Genomic DNA, 20,365 nt, shown 5'->3' with positions numbered 1-20,365 from the left:
CCTAACAGCTCCGGCGTCAAGGGCCGGGCGTTGGTGAGAGGATGGCGTGGAGGGGCAATCGTCATGCCGCCCGTCCCTGCCGTTCATATAGGGTCGAAACGACCCGTTCGAAGGCTTCGAGGAAGCGTGTCGTGTCGCTTTCCACGCTGTTCCACCCGAGGCTGACGCGCAGCGCCCCCGCGGCCAGCGCAGGGCTCACTCCCATCGCCGCGAGCACGGGCGAGCGCGCCACCTTGCCAGACGCGCAGGCCGAGCCGGAGGACACCGCGACGCCCGCGAGGTCGAGGGACATCAGGACGGTCGCGGCGTCGAGCCCGGGAACCGCGAAGCAGAGGGTGTTGGGCAGGCGCGGCGCGCCCTCCCCGAACACCACGACATCGGGCGCGACCCCGCGAAGGCGCGCTTCGAGCGCATCGCGCCAGCCTGCGAGCCGCACGGCAAGCGCTGGCGCTTCTGCCCTCGCGATCTCCGCGGCGGTGCCGAGACCGACGATCCCGGGGAGGTTCTCGGTGCCGCCGCGCGATCGCTCCTCCTGGCCGCCGCCGCGCAGGAGGGGCGCCCCAAGGCTGACGCCCTCGGCGAGGATCACCGCGCCGATGCCCTTGGGCGCGCCGAACTTGTGGCCGGACAGGGTCAGGGCATCGAGCCCGAGCGCGCCGATATCGATCGGGATCTTGCCGACGGCCTGCACCGCGTCGCTGTGCACCAGCGCATTCCCATGCGCGCGGGCCAGGGCCGCGATCTCGCCGAGGGGCTGGATCACACCGGTCTCGTTGTTGGCGGCGTGCACGGAGACCAGCACGCGCTCACCGGCCCGCCGCCCGAGGGCACGGCGCAGGGCATCGAGATCGATCAGACCGGAAGGATCGACGGGCAGGACCTCCACCGCGTGGTCCGGGAACCGGTGCCCCGCCATCACGCAGGGATGCTCCGTCGCCCCAACCAGAAGTTGGGTCGGCACAGGCATGCCCTCGCGGGTCAGGCCACCGGACAGCACCGCGTTGGCCGCCTCGGTGCCGCCGCTCGTGAACACGACGCGCCCACCGCCGACGAGGGCCGCCACGGCGTCGCGGGCCGCCTCCAGGGCTGCGCGCGCCGCCCGCCCCTCGGCATGGATCGACGAGGGGTTGCCCGGCAGCGCCAGCGCCGACGCCACGGCCTCGGCCACCTCCGGCCGCACCGGCGTGGTGGCGTTGTGGTCGAGATAGGCGCGCGGCACGGTCAAGCCCGGCAAACCGCTGGCAGCATTAGGCCCAAGACCCACAATTCCTTGCTTTCGCCCCCCACGATCATGCTAAGGCGCGCCAACGGCACGTCGTCCGCAGCCCGCCATCCAAGGAAACGAACCCGTCGAACGTGGTCCCGTCGCGTTGATTGGAATCATTCCAATCACCTAGAACCGTTCTAAGAGTGCTTTTAAGAGCCTCCTGGGGCGAGTCAAGGCACGCTCTGCGCCTGCGCGGTTTCGCGCCGGTTGCGCGGCCGGGATCCCGCCGATGGCGACAGGAGTTTCGAGACCACCATGCCTGAAGTCATCTTCACCGGCCCGGCCGGCCGCCTCGAGGGGCGCTATCAGGCGCCCAAGAAGAAGGGCGCGCCGATCGCGATCGTGCTGCACCCGCACCCCCAGTTCGGGGGCACGATGAACAACCAGATCGTCTACAACCTGTTCTACACCTTTGCGAACCGGGGCTTTGCGGCGCTCCGCTTCAACTTCCGCGGCGTCGGGCGCAGCCAGGGCTCCTTCGATCACGGGACGGGTGAGCTCTCCGACGCGGCCTCGGCGCTCGACTGGGTGCAATCGGTCAACCCCGAGGCGCGGGCCTGCTGGATCGCCGGCGTCTCGTTCGGCTCGTGGATCGGGATGCAGCTCCTGATGCGCCGCCCCGAGATCGAAGGCTTCATCTCGATCGCGGCCATGGCCAACCGCTACGACTTCACCTTCCTGGCGCCTTGCCCCTCCTCCGGCCTGTTCGTCCACGGTTCCGAGGATCGCGTCGCCCCGGCCCGCGAGGTCATGCCCGTCATCGAGAAGGTGAAGACGCAGAAGGGCGTCATCATCGAGCACCAGATGGTCGAAGGCGCCAACCACTTCTTCGACGGCAAGGTCGACGAGCTGACCCAGACTGTGGACACCTATCTCGACAAGCGGCTGGGGCCGAAGGAGTAGGGCGAAGGGCGCCCCTTACGCCGCTGGATCTGACCAGGGATTGAAAAGCGCAACGTCAGTTCTCGCGTCGTCGCCGACGTCGCGCGTCACGAACGTGAGCCCGTGATGGATGGCCGTCGCTGCGATAATCCGCGCCGCCTCCGCCTGGAAATTGGGCACCCTTGGGTCCGGAACCCAGACGAGTAGCAGCTTCATCCCCTTGCCATGCGGGTTCGGCAGTGGCGTTGAGACTTGGTCAGCCCGTCGCCGACGGCGGCTCTCGTCATGGGAGTCTCCTGTTGTCGGGACGGAACATCACGATGGTGGCGCGCAACTCCAACCGTGGACATCTTTCTCGACAGGCGGCTGAGGCTGAAGGAATTGGTGAGGCAGCGACCTACACGCCCTGCCAATCCCGCTTGTAGACGGCTCTGACGACCGGGTTGGGCTCCTTACCCATATCGACCTTCATCGTCATCGTTAGACGATCGCCGTCCAAATCGAAGCCGATTGTAAATGGCCGTCCGGCTATCCACGTGCGGCCACCGGAGCGCCAACGGCCTGTGCCACTAAAAGTACCGACGCGCGATCCCTCGAGGATCGCGGTCCAGCCGTTGTTGGCGATCACGGATAAGCCCTGCTCGCCCTCCCGAAATTCGAGACGGCATGTGGGACAGGCACCAGCACTTGTCGCGACTTGCTGCCATGAGCCGAGCAACGCATCCGCTTCTGTCGCGAGTGTTGGCGACGTCTGCATCACCGCCAGGGCGAAGCCGATCCATACGGTCAATCGCATCTCACCCTCGGCAGCTTTTCGCCATAGATGGAACAGCGCTTCAGTTAAAAAATTCAGGAAGCGCGCACTACCGGCACCGCCGGCGCGCCCTCCCATTCCGAATGTTTCGGAATCGACTCGCCCTTCATCACGATGGTGAGCGGACGCAGCCGGGCGTAGTCGCCGACCTTCGTGTCGTAGAGCACCGTCGAGAAGGCGCCGACCGAGACGCCCCGGCCGACGACGACCCGGCCGACCTTCATGATCCGGTCCTCGTAGAGATGGGTCTGGAGGGCCGACATCCGGTTGATCGTGCAGTAATCGCCGATGGTGACGCAGTCGAACTCGGTGATGTCCGTCGTGAGCATGCAGACGCCGCGTCCGACTTTCACGCCGAGCAGCCGCAGCATCCAGGGCAGGAACGGCGTGCCGGCGAGATGTTCGAGCAGCACCTTGCCAGCCAAGCCCCAGTACAGCACGGCCACGGCCTCGGTGCGCATCGCCCACCACGACCACATCGGGCGCATGCCCGGCCGGTAGACGCCCATCAGGAGCCACTTCACGGCGATGACCGTGAAGGACTGGATGAAGGCGATCACCACGCTGATCGCGATGAAGCTGAGGCCCAAGCCCACCCAGTCCTGCGCCAGGATCGCGGGATAGAAGTAGAAGTCGATGGCCGTGATGGCACAGCTGATGAACAGCATCGGCGAGAACGAGGTCGAGAAGGCCTCGAACAGGCCGCGCCTGAGCTTGGGCCAGGCGCCAGGCTCGTAGGTCTGCGCCGCCGAGCCGAGATCGACCCGCTGGCGCGCCGGCAGCTTGATCGGCGGTGAGCCGAACCAGGTGTCGCCCGGCGCCATCATCTCATTGGCTGGCGGCTTCGACTTGATGCCGATGAGCACGTCGTCGGGGATGATCGCGCCCGGCGGCACGACGGCGTCGTTGCCGATGAAGACGCGGGCGCCAGTGCGCACCGGCTCCAGGTGCATGAAGCCGCGCCGGATCTCCTCCTCGCCGAACACCACCTCGTCGGCCACGAAATTGCGCGCGCCGATCTCGGCGAGGTCGTAGCGGCCGGCGAGGTTCGTCGAGATCTCGGCGCCCTGCCCCATCCGGGCGCCCATCAGGCGGTACCAGGCCCGCATGTAGACGGTCGCGAAGAGCGAGGAGAGCGTCTCCAGCGTCACCTCGGCGGCGAGCGCCACGGTCCATTTGCGCAGGTAGAAGCCGCTATGGACCGAGTAGGTGCCGGAGCGGACCCGCGGCAGGATGAGCCAGCGGATGCCGGCGATGAGGAGCACGGTGCCCGCCGTCATCAGCATGGCGGTCGGCCAGGTCAGCAGCGGCAGGTACCAATGGTAGTCGATGTCGGTGAGGCCGCCGAGCGAGTCGCTGAGCTGGTCGAAGATGTAGAAGGCGGGAAAGATCGGCAGCAGGCCGACCGCCGGGATCGCCGCGAGCAGGAAGGCGTGGAGGGCGAGCGCTCCGGCGCGACGCCGGGGCGAGGCTTGCGCCGGCGCGGGCAGGCTGGAAGGATCGGCCGTGCCGATCTTGCGGCCGGGCGAGCCGTCCCAGATCACGCCCGGCCCGACGCGGGTGCCGGTGGGGATCGTGGTGAGGTCAGCGATCTCGGCGCCGTCGCCGATCACCGTGTCGTGGCTGATGACGCAGGAGGCGCCGGTCACCACGTCGGCGCCGATCCGGACGGTGCCGATCACGAGTTCGTTGCCGACCACCTCGGCATTGGCGATGACGAGGCGGCCGCCCAGCGAGGCGCCGGCCCCGACCTCGAGGAGGTCGGGCGCCCCGACCTCGAGATCCGAGATCAGCGCATCCTCGCCGATCCTCGCGCCGAGCAGCCGCAGGTAGATCGCGATGGCCGGCGAGCCCTGCAGCCACTTGATGTGCACGAGCGGCGTCAGCCGCTGCGCCAGCCACCAGCGATAGTAGTAGACGCCCCAGAGCGGGTAGCGGCCGGGCTTCGTGCGCCCGAGAACGATCCATTTCCCCGCGATGGCGACGCAGGCCGTGACGGCGTTGATGCCGATATAGACGAGCAGCAGCACGGCCATCTCGGCGAAGAAGCCGAGCGAACCGCCGGTGATGAGCAGGTAGGTGACGAAGATGCCGAGCCATTGCGAGGTCGCGAGCGCGATCACGAAGGGCAGGGCCAGGGCCTGGGCCAGCCCGCACAGGGCGCGGCGCAGGAGCGGCGGGGCCTGGAAGCTCAGGTCCTGAATCGCCGCCTCGCCGCCAGCGCCGCCCGTCCGTTCGATCAGGGCGTCGGCCATCGCGCGCAGCGTCCGCCGGCCGTAGACGTCCTGGAGCGTGATGCCGGCCAGGGCGGGAACCTCGCGCACGGCGCCGACGAAGCGGGCCGCGAGCAGCGAGTGGCCGCCGAGATCGGCGAAGAAGTCGCCCTCGAGCGGAATCGCCTGGTTGCCGAAGACCTGGAGCGCGGCGGCGAGCAGGGCGGCCTCGGTCTCGTTCGCCGGGGGCTCCTGCTCGCCGGCCGTGTCGACGATGCTGAGGGTCGCGGCCTTCAAGGCCTTGCGGTCGACCTTGCCCGAGGTCAGGCGCGGCAGCGTCGCGACGCTCTCGAAGTGCCCGGGCACCATGTAGGGCGGCATCTGCCCGGCGAGGGTCTGGCGCAGGCCCCCGCGATCGATCTCGGCGCCGCGCTCGGGCACGAGGAAGGCGACCAGTCGGTCGACGCCGTCGTCCTGCCGCAGCACCACCGCCGCCTGATTGATGCCCGGCAGCGCCTGGATGCGCGCCTCGATCTCGCCGAGTTCGACCCGGAAGCCGCGGATCTTGACCTGATCGTCGATGCGGCCGTGGAAGACGATGTTGCCGGCGTCGTCAAGGGAGACGGCGTCGCCGGAGCGGTATAGGACCGGATCGCTCCCGTCCGAGGGAAACGGGTTGGCGATGAATTTTTCCGCCGTGAGCTCCGGACGCTTGAGGTAGCCGGCAGCGACGCCAGGACCGCCGATCAACAGCTCGCCGGGCTCGCCCGGCCCGAGCAGTTCCAGCGTCTCGCTTGCGACATACACCGAATAGTTCGGGATCGGGCCGCCGATGGTGACGGGCTCGCCCGGCTGCATCTCGGCGGCGGTGGCGACGACGGTGGCCTCGGTCGGGCCGTAGGTGTTGAACAGGTACCGCCCGGGCGTCGCCCAGCGCGCGACCAGGGGCTCGGGCAGGGCCTCGCCGCCGAGCAGGATCAGGCGCACGCCCGGCAGATCCTGCGACAGCATCGCGAGCAAGGTCGGCACCGTGTCGAGAACAGTGACGCGTGCCTCCGTCAGGAGGGCGGGGAGCGCATCGACATCGCCCATCATGGCCGGGGAGGCAACGAACAGCGTTGCCCCCGCGAGGTAGGGCACCCAAATCTCCTCCATCGAGAGATCGAAAGCCACCGAAGCGCCCTGGAACACGACGTCGTCGGCGCGCACCCCGTAGAGCTCGTTCGCCGCGCGCAGGAAGTGGCAGATATTGGCGTGGCTGATGACGATGCCCTTCGGGACGCCCGTCGAGCCCGAGGTGTAGATCAGGTAGGCGGGGTGCCCCGGCGTCAGGCCGGCGGCGCGGGGATCGGGCGCAGGCACGGTCGCGGGCGTCGCGGCGAGGAGCCGCTCCGGCGTCAGCGCCGGGATTCCGGAGGGCGCCCCGCCGGCAAGGGCCTCTGACACGAGAAGGAGCTTGGCTGCGGCGTCGTCCAAGCAGACCGCCACCCGGTCGACCGGGGCCTCGGCGTCGAAGGGCAGCCAGGCGGCACCGGCCTTGGTGATGCCGATCTGGCTGATCAGCAGGTCGGGGCCGCGTGCCATCCAGAGGCCGACCACGTCGCCGGGACCGATGCCGCAATGGCTGAGCCCTCGGGCGATCGCATCGGCGCGGGCCTCGACCTCGGCATAGGTGAGCACGAGGAAGGTGCCGTTGGGGAGACGCCGAGCCCCGTCGACCAGCGCCGGATGATCCGGCCGCGACCGCACGGTCCCGGAAAAGATCTCGGCCAGCACCTCGTCCCGGATCAGGTCCGGGCGGCTCGCCCCGCGCAGCACCGCCCTGTCCGAGAGCGCAGGCGCCCCCGGCCGGGTCTTCTCGGCGAGACTGCTCATCCCTCGGCTCCGCTGCCGATCCCTGGGCCTGGCCGGGATCGTTCCTCGACCGGCGCCCCCGGCCGTGTCGCGAAGCCCTCTAGCACGTTTGCCGGCCCGGCTTGAACCGCCGAGACTACCGTGGGTGAGGCGCGGTTGCGTCAGGCCCAGCGCCAACCGGCCTCGTCGAGGACGAGCACGCTACCCTGGCGGATGCCGATGCGCGGCGCCTGATAGGAGCTGAGATGGCCGCGGGACACCAGGATGGCGCGGGCGATCCCGCCATGGGCCACCATCACGGTCGGGCCGGCAAGCTCCGCCAGCGCCGGGGCGACCCGTTCGACCAGCATGGCGTAGCTCTCGCCGCCCTCGCCGGGCGGCCGGTAGCCCCAGCGGTCCCGGTCGCGGGCGAGCGCGCGGGCCCCGTCCCGACGTCGGATCTCCGCCCAGGTCGAGCCCTCCCAGGCTCCGAAGCCGATCTCCCGCAGGCGCGGATCGAGCCGGTATCCGTCGGGCGGCAGGCCGAGCGCGGCGCGCAGGGCCTCCATGGTCCGGCGCGTCCGGCGCAAGGGGCTCGCTACGAAAGTCGCGTCGGCCAGCGCCTCGCCGGCCACCTCCCGCAGGCGCTGCGCCGCTTCGCCGGCCTGGCGCAGACCCTCCGCGTTGAGGTCGATGTCGCGCTGGCCCTGGAGGCGGCCCTCCGCATTCCAGTCGGTCTGGCCGTGGCGGATGAAGTAGAGGACCGGCACCAGCGCACCGGACCTCACGCTTGCGGCTCCTGAAGGTGCCCCTTGCCGGAAAGGCCGAACCGGAGGATCGTTGTCGCGCTCAAGGCCACTCCCAACGCGCCCGGCCGATCACGGCCCCTCCATCGCGAGACATCGAATTTCGGCATGACGAAGAAGCACGGCAAGCACCAACGGGGCCAAGTGCACGCAAAAGTGGATACAAAATCCGCCGCCACAGCGTCGCAGGCCGCGCACGAGCCGCCCTCCGCGGCGCGTTGGGCGCGGGCGGCGGCCGAGATCGCGGATGGGGTGCCTCACGACGTCACGGCGCCGCCGGCCCGGCGGGCCGCCGAGGGCATCGTTACGATCCGGCCTGGACAGGTCTGCGATCTTTCCGCCATCGACCCGAACGCCGATGGCGGCCTCGACAAGGAAGCCTCCAAGCAGGCCCTCGCGGCCGAGCGGGCTCGCATCCAGACCCTGCAGGAGCGGCTCTACGCCGAGCACCGGCGCAGCCTGCTCGTCGTGTTCCAGGCGATCGACACCGGCGGAAAGGACGGCACCATCCGCGCGGTGCTGGAGGGCGTGAACCCGCAGGGATGCCGGGTCTGGTCGTTCAAGGTGCCGAGCGCGGAGGAGGCCGACCATGATTTCCTGTGGCGCTACCACGCCCGCACGCCGAGCCGCGGCATGATCGGCGTGTTCAACCGCAGCCATTACGAGGACGTGCTGGTCGTGCGCGTGAAGGGGCTGGTGCCGGAGAAGACCTGGCGCGAGCGCTACGGACTGATCAACGGCTTCGAGCGGATGCTCACCCTCTCCGGGACGACGGTGCTCAAGTTCTTCCTGCACATCTCCAAGGACGAGCAGAAGGAGCGCCTGGAGGCGCGGATCGCCGACCCCGAGAAGCACTGGAAGTTCGACCCCGCCGACCTCGTCGAGCGGAAGGCTTGGAACGCCTACCAAGCCGCCTTCACCGACGCGCTGACGCATTGCTCGTCCCCGCACGCGCCCTGGCACGTGGTGCCGGCCAACCGGAAATGGTTCCGCAACCTCGTCATCGCCCGCACCATCGCGGACACGCTGGAGGCGATGGACCCGCAATTTCCGGAGGCGGCGGAGGGAATTTCGGGGATGACGGTGCCGGATTGAGGGAAGCCTTCTCCCCTCTGCGGGAGAAGGTGGCTCGCGAAGCGGGTCGGATGAGGGGAGCACCGCCCTCTTCGGAAAGCTCGCGCTCCCCTCTCCCGCCTCGCATTCGCGAGGCACCCTCCCCTGCAGAGGGAGGATGGTCGGGGGTGGATCAATCCTTGTCGAGCGACAGGTCCGGGGCCTCGGGGTTCTTCATGCCCACCACGTGGTAGCCCGCATCGACGTGCAGGATCTCGCCGGTCATGCCGCGCGACATGTCGGAGATGAGGTAGGCCGCCGTCTCGCCGACCTCGTCGATGGTCACCGTGCGCCGCAGGGGTGCGTTGTACTCGTTCCACTTCAGGATGTAGCGGAAATCGCCGATCCCCGAGGCCGCCAGGGTCTTGATCGGGCCGGCCGAGATCGCGTTGACGCGGATCCTCGAGGGCCCGAGGTCGGCGGCCAAGTAACGGACGGAAGCCTCCAGAGCGGCCTTCGCCACACCCATGACGTTGTAATGCGGCATCCACTTCTCGGCGCCGTAATAGGTGAGCGTCAGGAGCGAGCCGCCATTGGGCATCAGCTTCTCGGCCCGCTGCGCGATCGCCGTGAAGGAGTAGCAGGAGATCAGGAGCGACTTCGTGAAATTGCCCTCGCTGGTCTCGAGATAGCGGCCGGTCAGCTCGTCCTTGTCCGAGAAGGCGATGCAGTGGATGACGAAGTCGAGACCCTCGGGGAAGATCCGGCCGGTCTCGGCGAACACCGCGTCGATGGAGGCGGGGTCGGTCACGTCGCAATGGCCAACGACGTGGGCGTCGAGCTCGCGGGCGAGCGGCTCGACGCGCTTCTTCAGGGCCTCGCCCTGATAGGTGAAGGCGAGCTGCGCCCCGTGGTTGTGGGCGCTCTTGGCGATGCCCCAGGCGATGGAGCGGTTGTTGGCGACGCCCAGCACCAGTCCGCGCTTGCCCGCGAGCAGGCCGCCGCGATCGTGAGCCGGGTTCGTGTCCGCCATGAATCACCTGAACGAGAGGAGCCGACTTCAAGCCTTCGCCTGAGCGGCATCCTTAGCGGAGGCGCGCCGGTGACGGAAGCCTGAGGCGTCAGGCGCCCGAACCGGCCCGGGCCGTGCGCCGCGCCCGGGCGTACTCCGTGAGCGCGGGATCGTCGGCCGCGGGCAGCACGATGGCGGTGGTGGCGAGGAGATCGCCGCGGCTGCCGTCCTTCTTGGGCAGGCCCTTGCCCTTAAGGCGGAAGGTGCGGCCGGAACTTGTCATCGCCGGCACCTTCATCTCGACGGCGCCGGTCAGCGTCGGGACCCGGATCGGCCCGCCGAGGACCGCGTCCTCGAGGGGCAGCTCGACGGTCGCGCGCAGGTCCGCGCCCTCCGCCTTGAAGGTGGGATGGGGCAGGATGCGAATGGTCAGGAGCGCGTCGCCCGCCTCCGCCCGCGGGCCGCTCGACGACCCGAGCCCGCGTAGGCGGATGGTCTGTCCGTCAGCGACGCCCTTCGGGATGACCACGTCGACGTCGCGCCCGCCGGGCAGGGAGAGGCGCAGGCGCTCCTCGTTGGCGACCTGTTCGAGGGTGACGCTCAGCTCGGCCGAGACGTCCTCGCCGCGCGCCGGCCCGCCGCGCATTCCGCCGCCCATGGGTCCGGCGCCGCCGGCCCGGAAGGCCTCGCCGAAGAGGTGGGAGAAGATGTCCTCGCCGATCCCCCCGCCGCCGCCACGCTGGCGCGCCACGTTCTCGAAGTCGAAGGCGCCGCCGCGGGAGCCGCCTCCCCCGAACCCGCCGAAACCCTCGAATCCGGTCGCGCGGGGCTTGCCCTCGGCATCGATCTCGCCGCGATCGAACTGGGCGCGCTTGCCCGCGTCCCCCAGAATCTCATAGGCGGTATTAGCCTCGGCGAAGCGGTCCTTGGCCTTGGCATCGTCCTTGTTGCGGTCGGGGTGGTATGTCTTGGCGAGCCGACGGAAGGCCTTCTTGATATCGGCCTCGCTCGCGCCCTTGGGGACACCCAATACGTCGTAGGGGTTTCGCATCGTTCTCTATGAATCTCGGTGCTGCAGCAGGAATCGGCTGTCGCCCGACCCCTCGGAATCGTCCCTGATGTGGAGGGAGTGTTGCACACCTACAACGATCCGGCGCCTAGAATCTGATCCTGGCGCCGCTGCCGTCAACCGCCGGCCCGGCGCGACGGCAACGGGAACCCGCTTCCGCCGCGAGGGCGGTCAGGCTCCGGTCCTGGCCGCGCGGACGCGCTTCAGTTCCCAGGTGCCGCCCGAGGGCTTGCAGCCGGTGCCGCGCACGAAGCGACTGTTCTCGGCCTTGATCACGGAGGCGAGGAAGTCGCGGCAGATCTGGTCGTTGGCGACGTAGGGCAGGCCCGTCGGGTTGACCGAGCCGCGCAGGGCCGTCTCGGGATTGTCCCACTTGACCGGCCGGCCGTTGCCCTGCGGGTCGAGGGCGACGGTGAGCGCCGCATGCGCCCGGCGCCAATCCTCCGGACCGAGATCGCTGCCGAAGCTCGTCGGGTCCTTGGCGATGCTGCCGGTGCTGGCGGGCTCCGGCAGGGTCGACACCTCGGCAGGCTCGCTCTGGAAGGTGATGATCGGCAGGCCGCAGCCGCCGAGCGCCAGGGCGGCGGCGATCCCGCCCGTGGCGACGAGCGCGCAGGCCAGCCGCCGCAGGGGAAACCGAGCCTCGAACCCGCCGCACGCGGACGCGCCGCCAGAAGGGACTTTACACGCGCGCCGACGCATTACACCTGAACCTACGCCCAATCCCAACAGATGGTCGTGCCCAGCTCGGTGCCCCCGACCCGGATCTCACGCGAGAGGAGTAAGAGCTTGGAACGGTTAAGGATCGATGATTCCGCGTCCGGCCAGGGCAGCGACTTCACCCTGGCCGAGGACCCCTGGGCGCTCTTCACGGCCTGGATGGCGGAGGCGGAGGCCTCGGAGCCGGAGGACGCCAACGCCATGGCGCTCGCCACCGCCGACGCGAACGGCCTGCCCGACGTGCGCATGGTCCTGCTCAAGGACTACGACCCGCGCGGCTTCGTGTTCTACACCAACCTCGAATCCGCCAAGGGCGAGGCGCTGGCGCGCAATCCGCAGGCCGCGCTGGTGCTGCACTGGAAGAGTCGACGCCGGCAGGTCCGGGCACGCGGCCCGGTCGCGCACGTGACGCCCGAGGAGGCCGACGCCTATTTCGAGAGCCGCCACCGCGACAGCCGGATCGGCGCCCATGCCAGCCGGCAGTCGCGCCCGCTCAGCGACCGCGCGACGCTGGAGGCGGAGGTCGCCGCGCTCGCCGCCCGCTACGAGGACGGGCCGGTACCCCGGCCCGCGCATTGGACGGGGTTCCGGATCGCGCCCCTGACGATCGAATTCTGGCAGGACGGTCCCTTCCGCCTCCACGACCGGGTCCGCTTCACGAGGGCGGACGAGGGCTGGGAGCGGGCGCGGCTTTATCCGTGAGGACCGGGGCCGTCGCCGTGGTGCGCCGCGGGATGACCCTGGATTTCCCAGCCCACGCAGCTTAGACCTGGAGACGGCACGGCGGCACTGAACTCAGGGCCGTCCCGATCCCGAAGGAACGGCCTTGGCCACACCCGTCAACGAACGCCGGCGCATCATGCTGCTCACGGGGGCGAGCCGCGGGATCGGCCACGCGACGGTGAAGCGCTTCTCGGCGGCCGGCTGGCGGGTGATCACCTGCTCGCGCCACGCCTTCCCCGAGAACTGCCCCTGGGAGATGGGCCCGGAGGATCACCTCCAGGTCGACCTCGCCGACCCGGCCGACACCGAGCGGGCCATCGCCGAGGTCTCGGGGCGGCTCGCCGCCGAGGGCGGGCTCCTGCACGCGCTCGTCAACAATGCCGGCATCTCGCCGAAAGGTCCGGAGGGCGAACGCCTCGGCGCGATCTCGACGGGGTTTTCCGACTGGCAGAGGGTGTTCCAGGTCAACGTCTTCGCGCCCCTGCTGCTGGCGCGGGGCCTGTGCGACGAGCTCACCCGGGCCAAGGGCTCGATCGTCAACGTCACCTCGATCGCGGGCTCGCGGGTCCATCCCTTCGCGGGCGCCGCCTACGGCACCTCGAAGGCGGCGCTCGCCGGCCTCACCCGCGAGCTCGCCAGCGATTTCGGGCCGCTCGGCGTGCGCGTCAACGCGATCTCGCCCGGCGAGATCGACACCGCGATCCTCTCGCCCGGCACCGACAAGATCGTGGCCGGCATTCCGCAGCGGCGGCTCGGCACGCCCGACGAGGTCGCCAAGGCGATCTACTTCCTGTGCACCGAGGCCTCATCCTACGTGACGGGCGCCGAGCTGCACATCAACGGCGGGCAGCATGTCTGAAGGCAGGTCGCTGCCGACGCTTCTCATCGCCCTGCTTCTCTGCTCCGCGCCGGCGGCGGCCGACCCCGCGGTCACGCTCCTCGACCTGCCTTTTTCCGCGCGGGCGCTGCGGGGTCCCGGCAGCGAGGTCGCGGTAGCGGTCGCCACCTCCGGCCTGATGCCCCGCCCCAAGCCCGCGAGCGCCGATCCGCGTGCGAAGGCGACGAGCGCGGACGCGCCGGTCGCGGTGGTGTGGGGCGAGGCCGGCGGGGCGGCGCTGACCCTGTCCGAGGGGCGCTTGGCCACGACGCCGCTCGGCGCGGACGCGATCGAGGGCCTTTCCGCCTCGGAGACGCCCCGCGGCGCCCTGCCCGGCGCCCGCCGCGCCTTGCTCGGCCCCTTGAGCGCGCATCTCTCGAGGACGGGCAGCCCCGAGCGGACCAGCCTGACCATCCGCGAGCGCCAGCCCGTCGCGATGAGCGCCGAACCCAAGCCCGTGCCCGTCACCACGAGCACGGTCTCCGCCGGCGAGGGGGCCGGCTTCTTGCCGCGCGGGCCCCGCGCCGCCCGGATCGACGGCCGGCCGATCCTCGTCGCAGTGGCGGCGGAGGCGGGCGGGGCCTCGTCGCTCGTGCTCGTCGCGCACTCGGGTGCGGGTTCTTCGGGCGCGAGTTCTTCAGGAGAATGGGCGATCCTGGCGCGCAGCCCGCCGCAGGCGGCGGAGGCGGGCGGGGAGCCGGTCACGCCGGCCGCCATCGCCGATTTCTCAGGGACGGGTCGGCCGCAGGTCGCGGCGGTCCGGGCGCCGGACGGAACCGGGCTGCTCCAGGTCTGGGCCTACGAGGGCGGCGCGCTCAGCCTCCGCCACGAGGCGCCGGGCTACACCGACCTCTCGCCCGGCGGCGGCGAGGGCGACCTTGCCGCGCTGATCGACCTCGATCGCGACGGCGTGCCGGAGCTCGCCCTGCCCAATGCCGACCGGAGCGCGCTGGCCATCCTCTCCCTCAAGGACGGCATTCGCGAGCGGGCCCGCATCCCCCTGCCCGCCCCCGCCGCCTTCGGCCTCGCCGTGCTCGGGGACGGCCCCGCCGCGCGCCTCCTCGTCGGCCTCGCGGATGGCCGCGTCGCCATGGTGGCCCCGTGACCGGAGGCGCCGTCGAGGGGCAGACGGAGCAGGCGGCGCGGCTGTTCCCGACCCGCCCCTTCCTGGGCGCCTCGATCGCCGTGATCCGCGACGGCCGCGTCCTCCTGGCGGCCCGCGCCAACGAGCCCCTGCGCGGCGTCTGGACCCTGCCCGGCGGCCTGGTCGAGCCCGGGGAGCGCCTCGCCGCCGCGGCGCTTCGCGAATTGCGCGAGGAGGTCGGCGTCGAGGCGGAGGTGCTCGGGGCCTTGAGCCCGACGGAGATCATCCTGCACGATGCGGATGGCCGCCTGCGCCACCATTACGTGGTTCATCCCCACGCCGCCCTCTGGCGCGCGGGCGAGCCGGAGACCGGGCCCGAGGCGCTGGGCGTGCGCTGGGTCTCGCCCACCGAGATCGCCGGGCTGCCCACGACGGAGGGCCTCGCGGACACCGTCGCGGAGGCCTTCGCACGAGCGGGGGTGGCCTGATGTCGCTCGCGGCGTGGACCTATGGACTGCGGAAGAGCCGCAACGCTCTTTCCCCTCCCCCCCTGCGGGGGAGGGTGTGCGCGGCCGCCTGCCTGTTCGCGGCCGTTGCGGGTGCCCTCCCCGCGCCGGCGCTCGCGCAGCAGCGCCCAGCGCCCGCACGCCAGGGCACCAAGCCGCCCGAGAAGGAGAAGGAGCCCCCGCCCCCGGCCGAGCCGCCGGCACCGCCCTACGACCGCGATCTGATGCGGCTGTCAGAGATCATCGGCTCGCTCGCCTTCCTGCGCGGCCTATGCGGCGCTCCGGACGCGCCGGAATGGCCGACCCGGATGACGGCCTTGTTGGACGCCGAGGGCAGCACGCCGGCCCGCCGGGACCGCCTCGCCGGTGCCTACAACCGAGGCTATCGCGGCTACAGCCTCACCTATCGGATCTGCACGCCGGCCGCGAACGAGGCGGCCGTCCGCTACATCGCCGAGGGCGAGCGCCTCTCCCATGCCCTGGCGGGTCGCTTCGGCGGGTGATGCAAGGCGGCAACACGCGCGATCGGCGACGAAAATCAGGCAAATTCGCCCCTCGCCGTTAACCGCTTTGCAATTCCCGCCTTTCCGACCCCGGATCCGCGTCCTATGATTCGGGAATCGGCCGGGGTCCGTTCCGGCGCAAGTGATGTTCCGCCCATGCACACCGACACCTCTCCCGCGCCCTTCGAGGCGGACCTCGACGACAAGCGCGCCGCGCTCGGCTACGTCTCCGAGGCCTTCGCGGAAGGCTGCCTCGACGGACTCGACGGCGACTGCATGGCCCAGGCCGCCCTGTTCGCGGCCTTCCAGGAACTCGTGACCACCTACGGCGAAGAGGCGACCGCCCGCTACGCGGAAGGGTTTCCCGACCGCATCCGCGCGGGCGGCTTCACGACGAGCCCGCAGCACTAGAGGTCCGTCCAGCGAAGCGGCCGTCGGTTCGCGCGAAGAACAACCGACGAGACAACAGCTTAGAGCAGTCTTTTCGGCTCCTAGATCAAGGGGACCACTCTAGGTTCCGCGGGGCGGTGCCTCCTCGAACAGAACCGGCTCGCCGCCCGAGGGGCCGACGAGATCCCCCTGCCACATCACGACGCGGCCGCGCACCAGCGTGCCCACCGGCCAGCCCGTGACCGTGACGCCGTCGTAGGGCGTCCAGGTGGATTTCGAGGCGATCCAGTCGTTGCGGATGGTCTCGCGGCGCTTCAGGTCCACCAGGGTCACGTCGGCATCGTAGCCGACCGCGAGCCGCCCCTTTCGAGCGATCCCGAACAGGCGCTTCGGCCCGGCGCTCGTCAGGTCCACGAAGCGCGCGAGCGACAGGCGGCCCGCCGCCACGTGATCGAGCATGATCGGCACCAGCGTCTGCACGCCTGTCATGCCCGAGGGCGAATCCGGGTAGGGCTTGGCCTTCTCGGCAAGCGTGTGGGGCGCGTGGTCCGAGCCGAGGATGTCGGTGACGCCCTGTTCCAGGCCCCACCAGATTCCGGCGCGGTGGGCCGCATCGCGCACCGGCGGGTTCATCTGCACCAGGGTGCCGAGGCGGGCATAGGCTTCGCCGCCGTCGAGGGTGAGGTGGTGGGGGGTCACCTCGACGGAGGCGACGTCCTTGTGCTCGGCGAGAAACGTCATCTCGTCCGCCGTCGAGATGTGCAGGATGTGGATGCGCGCGCCCGTCTCCCGCGCAATGCGCACGAGGCGCTGCGTCGCCTTGAGCGCCGCCTCCGGCGAGCGCCAGACCGGATGGGAGGCGGGATCGCCTGGCACGCGCAGGTCCTTCCGCGCCCGCAGCATCGGCTCGTCCTCCGCGTGGAAGGCGGCGCGGCGGCGCGTGCGCCTCAGGATCTCGGCGATCCCGGCATCGTCCTCGACGAGCAGCGCGCCGGTGGAGGAGCCGACGAACACCTTGATGCCGGCCGCACCCGGCAGCCGCTCGAGTTCGGCCACGTCACGAGCGTTCTCGTGGGTGCCGCCGACCCAGAAGGCGAAGTCACAATGCATGCGGTGGCGGGCCCGGGCGACCTTGTCGGCCAGCGTCTCGGCGCTCGTGGTTAGCGGGTTGGTGTTGGGCATCTCGAACACGGCCGTGACGCCGCCCATCACCGCGGCGCGCGAGCCCGATTCGAGGTCTTCCTTGTGGTCGAGGCCGGGCTCGCGGAAATGCACCTGCGTGTCGATCACGCCGGGCAGGAGGTGCAGCCCACGGCAATCCCGGCGCTCGGCTGCCTCCGCTCGAGCGAGGTCGCCGAGCGCCGCGACCCGGCCGCCCCGGATGCCGATGTCGATGTCGTGCGCGCCGTCCTGGTTGACGACGGTGCCGCCGGCGAGGACGAGATCGAAGGGCTGGTCCATCAGGTCTCTCCTCCGGGTCATTCCTCGGGCGGCGGATTGAGGCGCGGATGGCGGCGGCTTATGTCAGGCCCGATCGCGGCGCAACGCCGCCGCGCCGGGACCTGCCATGCCGATCGCCCTCCTGCCCGACCGCGCCATCGTCACCGTCGCCGGCGAGGCGGCGGCCGGGTTCCTCCAGGGCGTGATCACTTGCAACGTCGAGACCCTGCCGCCCGGCGAGGCGCGGCTCGGCGCCCTGCTGACGCCGCAGGGCAAGATCTTCTTCGATTTCCTGATCTCGCGCGACGGAGACGGCTTTCGCCTCGATGCTCCGGCCGTCCGCGCGGCCGATTTCGCGAAGCGGCTCGGCCTCTACCGGCTGCGCGCCAAGGTCGCGATCGCGGTCGATCCCGGCATCGCCGTCGCAGCCGCCTGGGACGGCGCCGAGACGGCCGCCGCGACGGAGCGCCTGCGCGACGGGCGCCTGGCCGAGCTCGGCGAACGGCTCTACGCGTCCGAGGGGGCGTTCTCGGCCGATGCGACGGAGGCCAATTACCACGCCCACCGCATAGCGCTCGGCATCCCCGAGGGCGGACGCGACTTCGCCTACGGCGACGCCTTCCCCCACGAGGCGCTGATGGACCAGCTCGGCGGCGTCGATTTCCGCAAGGGCTGCTATGTCGGGCAGGAGGTGGTCTCGCGCATGCAGCACCGGGGTACCGCCCGCACCCGAAGCGTGAAGCTGGTCTATCCGGATTCCGCCGCCGCGCCCGGTACCGAGGTGATTGCGGGCAGCCGGAGCCTCGGCGCCACAGGGAGCGGCGCGGGCCATCACGGTCTCGCCCTGCTGCGCCTCGACCGCCTCGCGGACGCCCTCGCGGCGGGCGAGACGGTCCGCGTGGGCGATGCGGTCGTGGCCGTAGCAAAGCCTTCCTTCGCGAGCTTCGGCTTTCCGGAACCGACGGTGGCCGGCTAGATGGCTCCCGCCGCCGAGACGACCGGCCTGATCCAGCATCCCGACGGCTTGACCCGCTGCTGGTGGCCCGGTGCCGACCAGCTCTACATCGCCTATCACGATGAGGAATGGGGCGTGCCGGAGCATGACGGCCGGGCGCTCTACGAAAAGCTCATCCTCGACGGCTTCCAGGCCGGGCTGTCCTGGATCACGATCCTCAGGCGCCGCGAGAATTTTCGCAGGGCCTTCGCGGGGTTTGATCCGGAGGCGATCGCCCGGTTCACGGAGGAAGACGTCGCGCGGCTGATGGGGGACGCGGGCATCATCCGCAACAGGGCCAAGATTCTCGGCGCGATCACGAGCGCCCGCGCCTTCCTCGCGATCGAGGAACGCGGCCCCGGCTTCGCGCGCTTCCTGTGGGATGCCGTCGACGGCCGGCCGATCCAGGCCCGCCCGCAGAGCCGCGCCGACATCGCGACCGAGACCGAGGCGTCGCGACGCCTGGCCCGGGCCCTCAAAGCCGAGGGGTTCAGCTTCTGCGGGCCGACCATCGTCCACGCCTTCATGCAGGCCACGGGGATGGTCAACGACCACCTCGTCGGCTGCCACCGCCACGCCGCCTGCGCGGCGCTCGCCGGCGAGACGCCATGAACGCCCCGCCCCGCGCCTGGCAGCGGATGCTCTCGGGCCGGCGCCTCGACCTGCTCGACCCGGCGCCGCGCGACATCGAGATCGCCGACATCGCCCACGGCCTCGCCCGGGTCGCGCGCTGGAACGGGCAGACGCACGGGCCGCACGTGTTCTCGGTCGCCCAGCACGCGCTCCTCGTCGAGGTGATCGGGGGCGAGCTCGCGCCGGCCCTGAGCGCGGCCGAGCGCCTCGAATTGCTGCTGCACGACGCCCCCGAATACGTGATCGGGGACATCATCTCCCCCTTCAAGGCGGCGATCGGCGATTCCTACAAGGCGGTGGAGCGGCGCCTGCTCGCGGCGATCCGCCTGCGCTTCGGCCTACCCAACCCGGGGCCCGAGGTCGCCGGCCTCGTCAAGCGCGCCGACCGCGTCGCGGCCTATCTCGAAGCGACCCGTCTCGCGGGCTTCGCCAAGACGGAAGCCGAGCGGTTCTTCGAGGCGCCGGAGGCGGTGTCGCCGGCGGTCGAGGCCCTGCTCGATCCCTGGCCGGCGGACACGGCGCAAGGGCGTTTCCTGGCCCGTTTCCAGATCCTTCAGGCAGGAGGTCCCTGATGCCCAACCTCCACGTCTGCTCCCTCTCGCGCCTCTCCGAGACCCTTGCCGAGACCGGCGCGAGCCATGTCCTGACGCTGATCAATGTCGGCACGGTGCTCGAACGCCCGGCGATGATCGCGGCGGAGTGCCACCGCGTGGTCGGCGTCAGCGACATCGTCGCGCCCCTCGAAGGCCACGTCCTTCCCGCCGAGAGCCATGTCCGCGAGATCCTCGATTTCGTGGCGAGCTGGGACCGGGAGTGGCCCTTGGTGGTGCATTGTTATGCCGGCATCAGCCGGTCGACGGCGGCCGCCTACATCGCGGCCTGCGCCCTCGCGCCGGAGCGCGACGAGGCCGAGATCGCCGGGGCGCTCCGGCGCGCCTCGCCCTCGGCGACCCCGAACCGGCTCTTCGTCGCGATCGCCGACCGGATGCTCGGACGGGAGGGACGGATGGTCGCGGCGATCGACGCGATCGGCCGCGGTGCCGACGCCTTCGAGGGCGCGCCCTTCGTTCTGATCCTGGACCCGGATTCAGTGTGACCGAAACGACGCCCCGCGGCAGGATTCTCGGGGAGGCGGTGCCGGCCGGGCTTGCCGCGCCGCGGGGGCCGAGCCTAAACCGGCGCAAAGGGATCACAGGATGACCGTAGCTCGTCATGCCGCGGCGAGCGGCGCCGCCGAGACCGCCGATCTGCCGTTCGAGAAGGCTCTCGAGGAACTCGAGGGCATCGTCCGTCGCCTGGAGGCGGGCAACGTGGCCCTCGACGAGTCGGTCGCGATCTACGAGCGCGGCGAATTGCTGAAGCGGCATTGCGAGGCGCTGCTGCAGCGGGCCGAGGCGCGCATCCAGACGATCACGCTAGGTCCCGACGGGGCCGCCTCCGGTGTCGCGCCCCTCGATGTCGCGTAGACCGCCCGCGCGGGCGCCTGCGTTTCCTTAAGCTTCCTCCGGACGTGAGGGTGGTTCGGTGTCACGGCAGTTGAATTCGG

General features: G+C 70.7%; 22 protein-coding genes. 13 read left to right on the top strand and 9 right to left on the bottom strand.

The features are described 5' to 3' along the window. Window positions 1–61 precede the first annotated feature (61 nt). A complete protein-coding gene (locus MFF55_RS21755) occupies window positions 62–1,225 on the bottom strand; it encodes a cysteine desulfurase family protein (protein ID WP_238246203.1) in 1,164 nt (387 codons plus the stop codon). A 297-nt stretch (window positions 1,226–1,522) separates the two neighbouring features. On the opposite strand from MFF55_RS21755, the gene MFF55_RS21750 reads away from it, so the two are divergent. Continuing rightward, window positions 1,523–2,170 (top strand): alpha/beta hydrolase, encoded by a 648-nt coding sequence (locus MFF55_RS21750; protein WP_238246202.1) that lies wholly within the window; start codon window positions 1,523–1,525, stop codon window positions 2,168–2,170. A 15-nt stretch (window positions 2,171–2,185) separates the two neighbouring features. Here the strand turns inward: MFF55_RS21750 and MFF55_RS27240 are convergent, their stop codons facing one another. The 4 genes from MFF55_RS27240 to MFF55_RS21730 form a co-directional block, all read right to left on the bottom strand. Beyond that, window positions 2,186–2,365, bottom strand: a complete 180-nt coding sequence (locus MFF55_RS27240) for a hypothetical protein (protein ID WP_373874851.1) — start codon at window positions 2,363–2,365, stop codon at window positions 2,186–2,188. A gap of 181 nt (window positions 2,366–2,546) precedes the next feature. After that, window positions 2,547–3,041 (bottom strand): hypothetical protein, encoded by a 495-nt coding sequence (locus tag MFF55_RS21740; RefSeq protein ID WP_238246201.1) that lies wholly within the window; start codon window positions 3,039–3,041, stop codon window positions 2,547–2,549. Beyond that, a complete protein-coding gene (locus tag MFF55_RS21735; protein ID WP_238246200.1) occupies window positions 2,999–7,051 on the bottom strand; it encodes a Pls/PosA family non-ribosomal peptide synthetase in 4,053 nt (1,350 codons plus the stop codon). The genes MFF55_RS21740 and MFF55_RS21735 overlap by 43 nt, the downstream gene beginning before the upstream one ends. A gap of 140 nt (window positions 7,052–7,191) precedes the next feature. Continuing rightward, window positions 7,192–7,779, bottom strand: coding sequence for a histidine phosphatase family protein (locus tag MFF55_RS21730; RefSeq protein WP_238246222.1), 588 nt, complete (start codon window positions 7,777–7,779; stop codon window positions 7,192–7,194). A gap of 144 nt (window positions 7,780–7,923) precedes the next feature. On the opposite strand from MFF55_RS21730, the gene MFF55_RS21725 reads away from it, so the two are divergent. Continuing rightward, window positions 7,924–8,910 carry a polyphosphate kinase 2 family protein gene (locus tag MFF55_RS21725; protein WP_238246199.1) on the top strand — a complete coding sequence of 329 codons (987 nt, stop codon included), beginning with the start codon at window positions 7,924–7,926 and terminating at the stop codon, window positions 8,908–8,910. A 151-nt stretch (window positions 8,911–9,061) separates the two neighbouring features. On the opposite strand, the gene fabI is transcribed toward MFF55_RS21725, so the two are convergent. The 3 genes from fabI to MFF55_RS21710 form a co-directional block, all read right to left on the bottom strand. Continuing rightward, complete coding sequence (gene fabI, locus MFF55_RS21720) at window positions 9,062–9,901, bottom strand: enoyl-ACP reductase FabI (protein WP_238246198.1); 840 nt, start codon at window positions 9,899–9,901, stop codon at window positions 9,062–9,064. 88 nt (window positions 9,902–9,989) lie between these two features. Beyond that, window positions 9,990–10,931, bottom strand: a complete 942-nt coding sequence (locus MFF55_RS21715) for a DnaJ C-terminal domain-containing protein (RefSeq protein ID WP_238246197.1) — start codon at window positions 10,929–10,931, stop codon at window positions 9,990–9,992. A gap of 189 nt (window positions 10,932–11,120) precedes the next feature. Next, window positions 11,121–11,651, bottom strand: a complete 531-nt coding sequence (locus MFF55_RS21710; RefSeq protein ID WP_238246196.1) for an RT0821/Lpp0805 family surface protein — start codon at window positions 11,649–11,651, stop codon at window positions 11,121–11,123. A gap of 87 nt (window positions 11,652–11,738) precedes the next feature. Between MFF55_RS21710 and pdxH the strand changes: the two genes are divergently transcribed. From pdxH to MFF55_RS21680, 6 genes are all read left to right on the top strand, one after another. Further along, window positions 11,739–12,371 (top strand): pyridoxamine 5'-phosphate oxidase, encoded by a 633-nt coding sequence (gene pdxH, locus MFF55_RS21705; protein ID WP_283206783.1) that lies wholly within the window; start codon window positions 11,739–11,741, stop codon window positions 12,369–12,371. A gap of 157 nt (window positions 12,372–12,528) precedes the next feature. Beyond that, window positions 12,529–13,251 carry an SDR family NAD(P)-dependent oxidoreductase gene (locus tag MFF55_RS21700; RefSeq protein ID WP_238246220.1) on the top strand — a complete coding sequence of 241 codons (723 nt, stop codon included), beginning with the start codon at window positions 12,529–12,531 and terminating at the stop codon, window positions 13,249–13,251. After that, complete coding sequence (locus MFF55_RS21695; RefSeq protein WP_238246195.1) at window positions 13,244–14,374, top strand: hypothetical protein; 1,131 nt, start codon at window positions 13,244–13,246, stop codon at window positions 14,372–14,374. Before MFF55_RS21700 ends, MFF55_RS21695 begins: the two co-directional genes overlap by 8 nt. Further along, the gene (locus MFF55_RS21690; protein ID WP_238246194.1) at window positions 14,371–14,841 is read left to right on the top strand and encodes an NUDIX hydrolase; all 471 of its coding nucleotides are present in this window, start codon (window positions 14,371–14,373) and stop codon (window positions 14,839–14,841) included. Before MFF55_RS21695 ends, MFF55_RS21690 begins: the two co-directional genes overlap by 4 nt. Further along, window positions 14,841–15,362, top strand: coding sequence for a TIGR02301 family protein (locus MFF55_RS21685; protein ID WP_238246193.1), 522 nt, complete (start codon window positions 14,841–14,843; stop codon window positions 15,360–15,362). Before MFF55_RS21690 ends, MFF55_RS21685 begins: the two co-directional genes overlap by 1 nt. A gap of 156 nt (window positions 15,363–15,518) precedes the next feature. Beyond that, window positions 15,519–15,773, top strand: a complete 255-nt coding sequence (locus MFF55_RS21680) for a hypothetical protein (protein WP_238246192.1) — start codon at window positions 15,519–15,521, stop codon at window positions 15,771–15,773. Between the two features lie 99 nt (window positions 15,774–15,872). Here the strand turns inward: MFF55_RS21680 and MFF55_RS21675 are convergent, their stop codons facing one another. After that, window positions 15,873–17,213, bottom strand: coding sequence for a dihydroorotase (locus tag MFF55_RS21675; RefSeq protein WP_238246191.1), 1,341 nt, complete (start codon window positions 17,211–17,213; stop codon window positions 15,873–15,875). Window positions 17,214–17,319: 106 nt separating this feature from the next. Here MFF55_RS21675 and ygfZ point away from each other — a divergent pair, with 106 nt between their 5' ends. The 5 genes from ygfZ (at window position 17,320) to MFF55_RS21650 (ending at window position 20,285) form a co-directional block, all read left to right on the top strand. Then, window positions 17,320–18,168, top strand: coding sequence for a CAF17-like 4Fe-4S cluster assembly/insertion protein YgfZ (ygfZ, locus tag MFF55_RS21670; protein ID WP_238246190.1), 849 nt, complete (start codon window positions 17,320–17,322; stop codon window positions 18,166–18,168). Next, window positions 18,169–18,798 carry a DNA-3-methyladenine glycosylase I gene (locus tag MFF55_RS21665; protein ID WP_238246189.1) on the top strand — a complete coding sequence of 210 codons (630 nt, stop codon included), beginning with the start codon at window positions 18,169–18,171 and terminating at the stop codon, window positions 18,796–18,798. It begins immediately after the preceding gene. After that, window positions 18,795–19,391: an HD domain-containing protein gene (locus MFF55_RS21660; RefSeq protein ID WP_238246188.1), complete on the top strand. Its 597-nt coding sequence runs from the start codon at window positions 18,795–18,797 to the stop codon at window positions 19,389–19,391. The genes MFF55_RS21665 and MFF55_RS21660 overlap by 4 nt, the downstream gene beginning before the upstream one ends. Further along, a complete protein-coding gene (locus MFF55_RS21655; RefSeq protein ID WP_238246187.1) occupies window positions 19,391–19,915 on the top strand; it encodes a tyrosine phosphatase family protein in 525 nt (174 codons plus the stop codon). The genes MFF55_RS21660 and MFF55_RS21655 overlap by 1 nt, the downstream gene beginning before the upstream one ends. Window positions 19,916–20,015: 100 nt before the next feature. Then, window positions 20,016–20,285, top strand: a complete 270-nt coding sequence (locus tag MFF55_RS21650; RefSeq protein ID WP_238246186.1) for an exodeoxyribonuclease VII small subunit — start codon at window positions 20,016–20,018, stop codon at window positions 20,283–20,285. Window positions 20,286–20,365: the final 80 nt, after the last annotated feature.

The organism is Methylobacterium iners (genome assembly GCF_022179305.1).
In the GTDB taxonomy this organism is placed as follows: domain Bacteria; phylum Pseudomonadota; class Alphaproteobacteria; order Rhizobiales; family Beijerinckiaceae; genus Methylobacterium; species Methylobacterium iners.
Note: the sequence above shows the minus strand (reverse complement) of the source record. Positions and strands in the feature narration are given on the sequence as shown.

What these genes read in the sequence shown, in the direction of transcription:
- MFF55_RS21700 (WP_238246220.1), top strand. Translation starts at nt 12,529, where the DNA reads ATGCTGCTCACGGGGGCGAGCCGCGGGATCGGCCACGCGACGGTGAAG.
- MFF55_RS21725 (WP_238246199.1), top strand. Translation starts at nt 7,924, where the DNA reads ATGACGAAGAAGCACGGCAAGCACCAACGGGGCCAAGTGCACGCAAAA.
- MFF55_RS21665 (WP_238246189.1), top strand. Translation starts at nt 18,169, where the DNA reads ATGGCTCCCGCCGCCGAGACGACCGGCCTGATCCAGCATCCCGACGGC.
- MFF55_RS21695 (WP_238246195.1), top strand. Translation starts at nt 13,244, where the DNA reads ATGTCTGAAGGCAGGTCGCTGCCGACGCTTCTCATCGCCCTGCTTCTC.
- MFF55_RS21660 (WP_238246188.1), top strand. Translation starts at nt 18,795, where the DNA reads ATGAACGCCCCGCCCCGCGCCTGGCAGCGGATGCTCTCGGGCCGGCGC.
- MFF55_RS21715 (WP_238246197.1), bottom strand. Translation starts at nt 10,931, where the DNA reads ATGCGAAACCCCTACGACGTATTGGGTGTCCCCAAGGGCGCGAGCGAG.
- MFF55_RS21685 (WP_238246193.1), top strand. Translation starts at nt 14,841, where the DNA reads ATGTCGCTCGCGGCGTGGACCTATGGACTGCGGAAGAGCCGCAACGCT.
- MFF55_RS21740 (WP_238246201.1), bottom strand. Translation starts at nt 3,041, where the DNA reads ATGGGAGGGCGCGCCGGCGGTGCCGGTAGTGCGCGCTTCCTGAATTTT.
- MFF55_RS21710 (WP_238246196.1), bottom strand. Translation starts at nt 11,651, where the DNA reads ATGCGTCGGCGCGCGTGTAAAGTCCCTTCTGGCGGCGCGTCCGCGTGC.
- MFF55_RS21680 (WP_238246192.1), top strand. Translation starts at nt 15,519, where the DNA reads ATGCACACCGACACCTCTCCCGCGCCCTTCGAGGCGGACCTCGACGAC.
- MFF55_RS21655 (WP_238246187.1), top strand. Translation starts at nt 19,391, where the DNA reads ATGCCCAACCTCCACGTCTGCTCCCTCTCGCGCCTCTCCGAGACCCTT.
- MFF55_RS21750 (WP_238246202.1), top strand. Translation starts at nt 1,523, where the DNA reads ATGCCTGAAGTCATCTTCACCGGCCCGGCCGGCCGCCTCGAGGGGCGC.
- ygfZ (WP_238246190.1), top strand. Translation starts at nt 17,320, where the DNA reads ATGCCGATCGCCCTCCTGCCCGACCGCGCCATCGTCACCGTCGCCGGC.
- MFF55_RS21735 (WP_238246200.1), bottom strand. Translation starts at nt 7,051, where the DNA reads ATGAGCAGTCTCGCCGAGAAGACCCGGCCGGGGGCGCCTGCGCTCTCG.
- MFF55_RS27240 (WP_373874851.1), bottom strand. Translation starts at nt 2,365, where the DNA reads ATGAAGCTGCTACTCGTCTGGGTTCCGGACCCAAGGGTGCCCAATTTC.
- MFF55_RS21675 (WP_238246191.1), bottom strand. Translation starts at nt 17,213, where the DNA reads ATGGACCAGCCCTTCGATCTCGTCCTCGCCGGCGGCACCGTCGTCAAC.
- MFF55_RS21650 (WP_238246186.1), top strand. Translation starts at nt 20,016, where the DNA reads ATGACCGTAGCTCGTCATGCCGCGGCGAGCGGCGCCGCCGAGACCGCC.
- fabI (WP_238246198.1), bottom strand. Translation starts at nt 9,901, where the DNA reads ATGGCGGACACGAACCCGGCTCACGATCGCGGCGGCCTGCTCGCGGGC.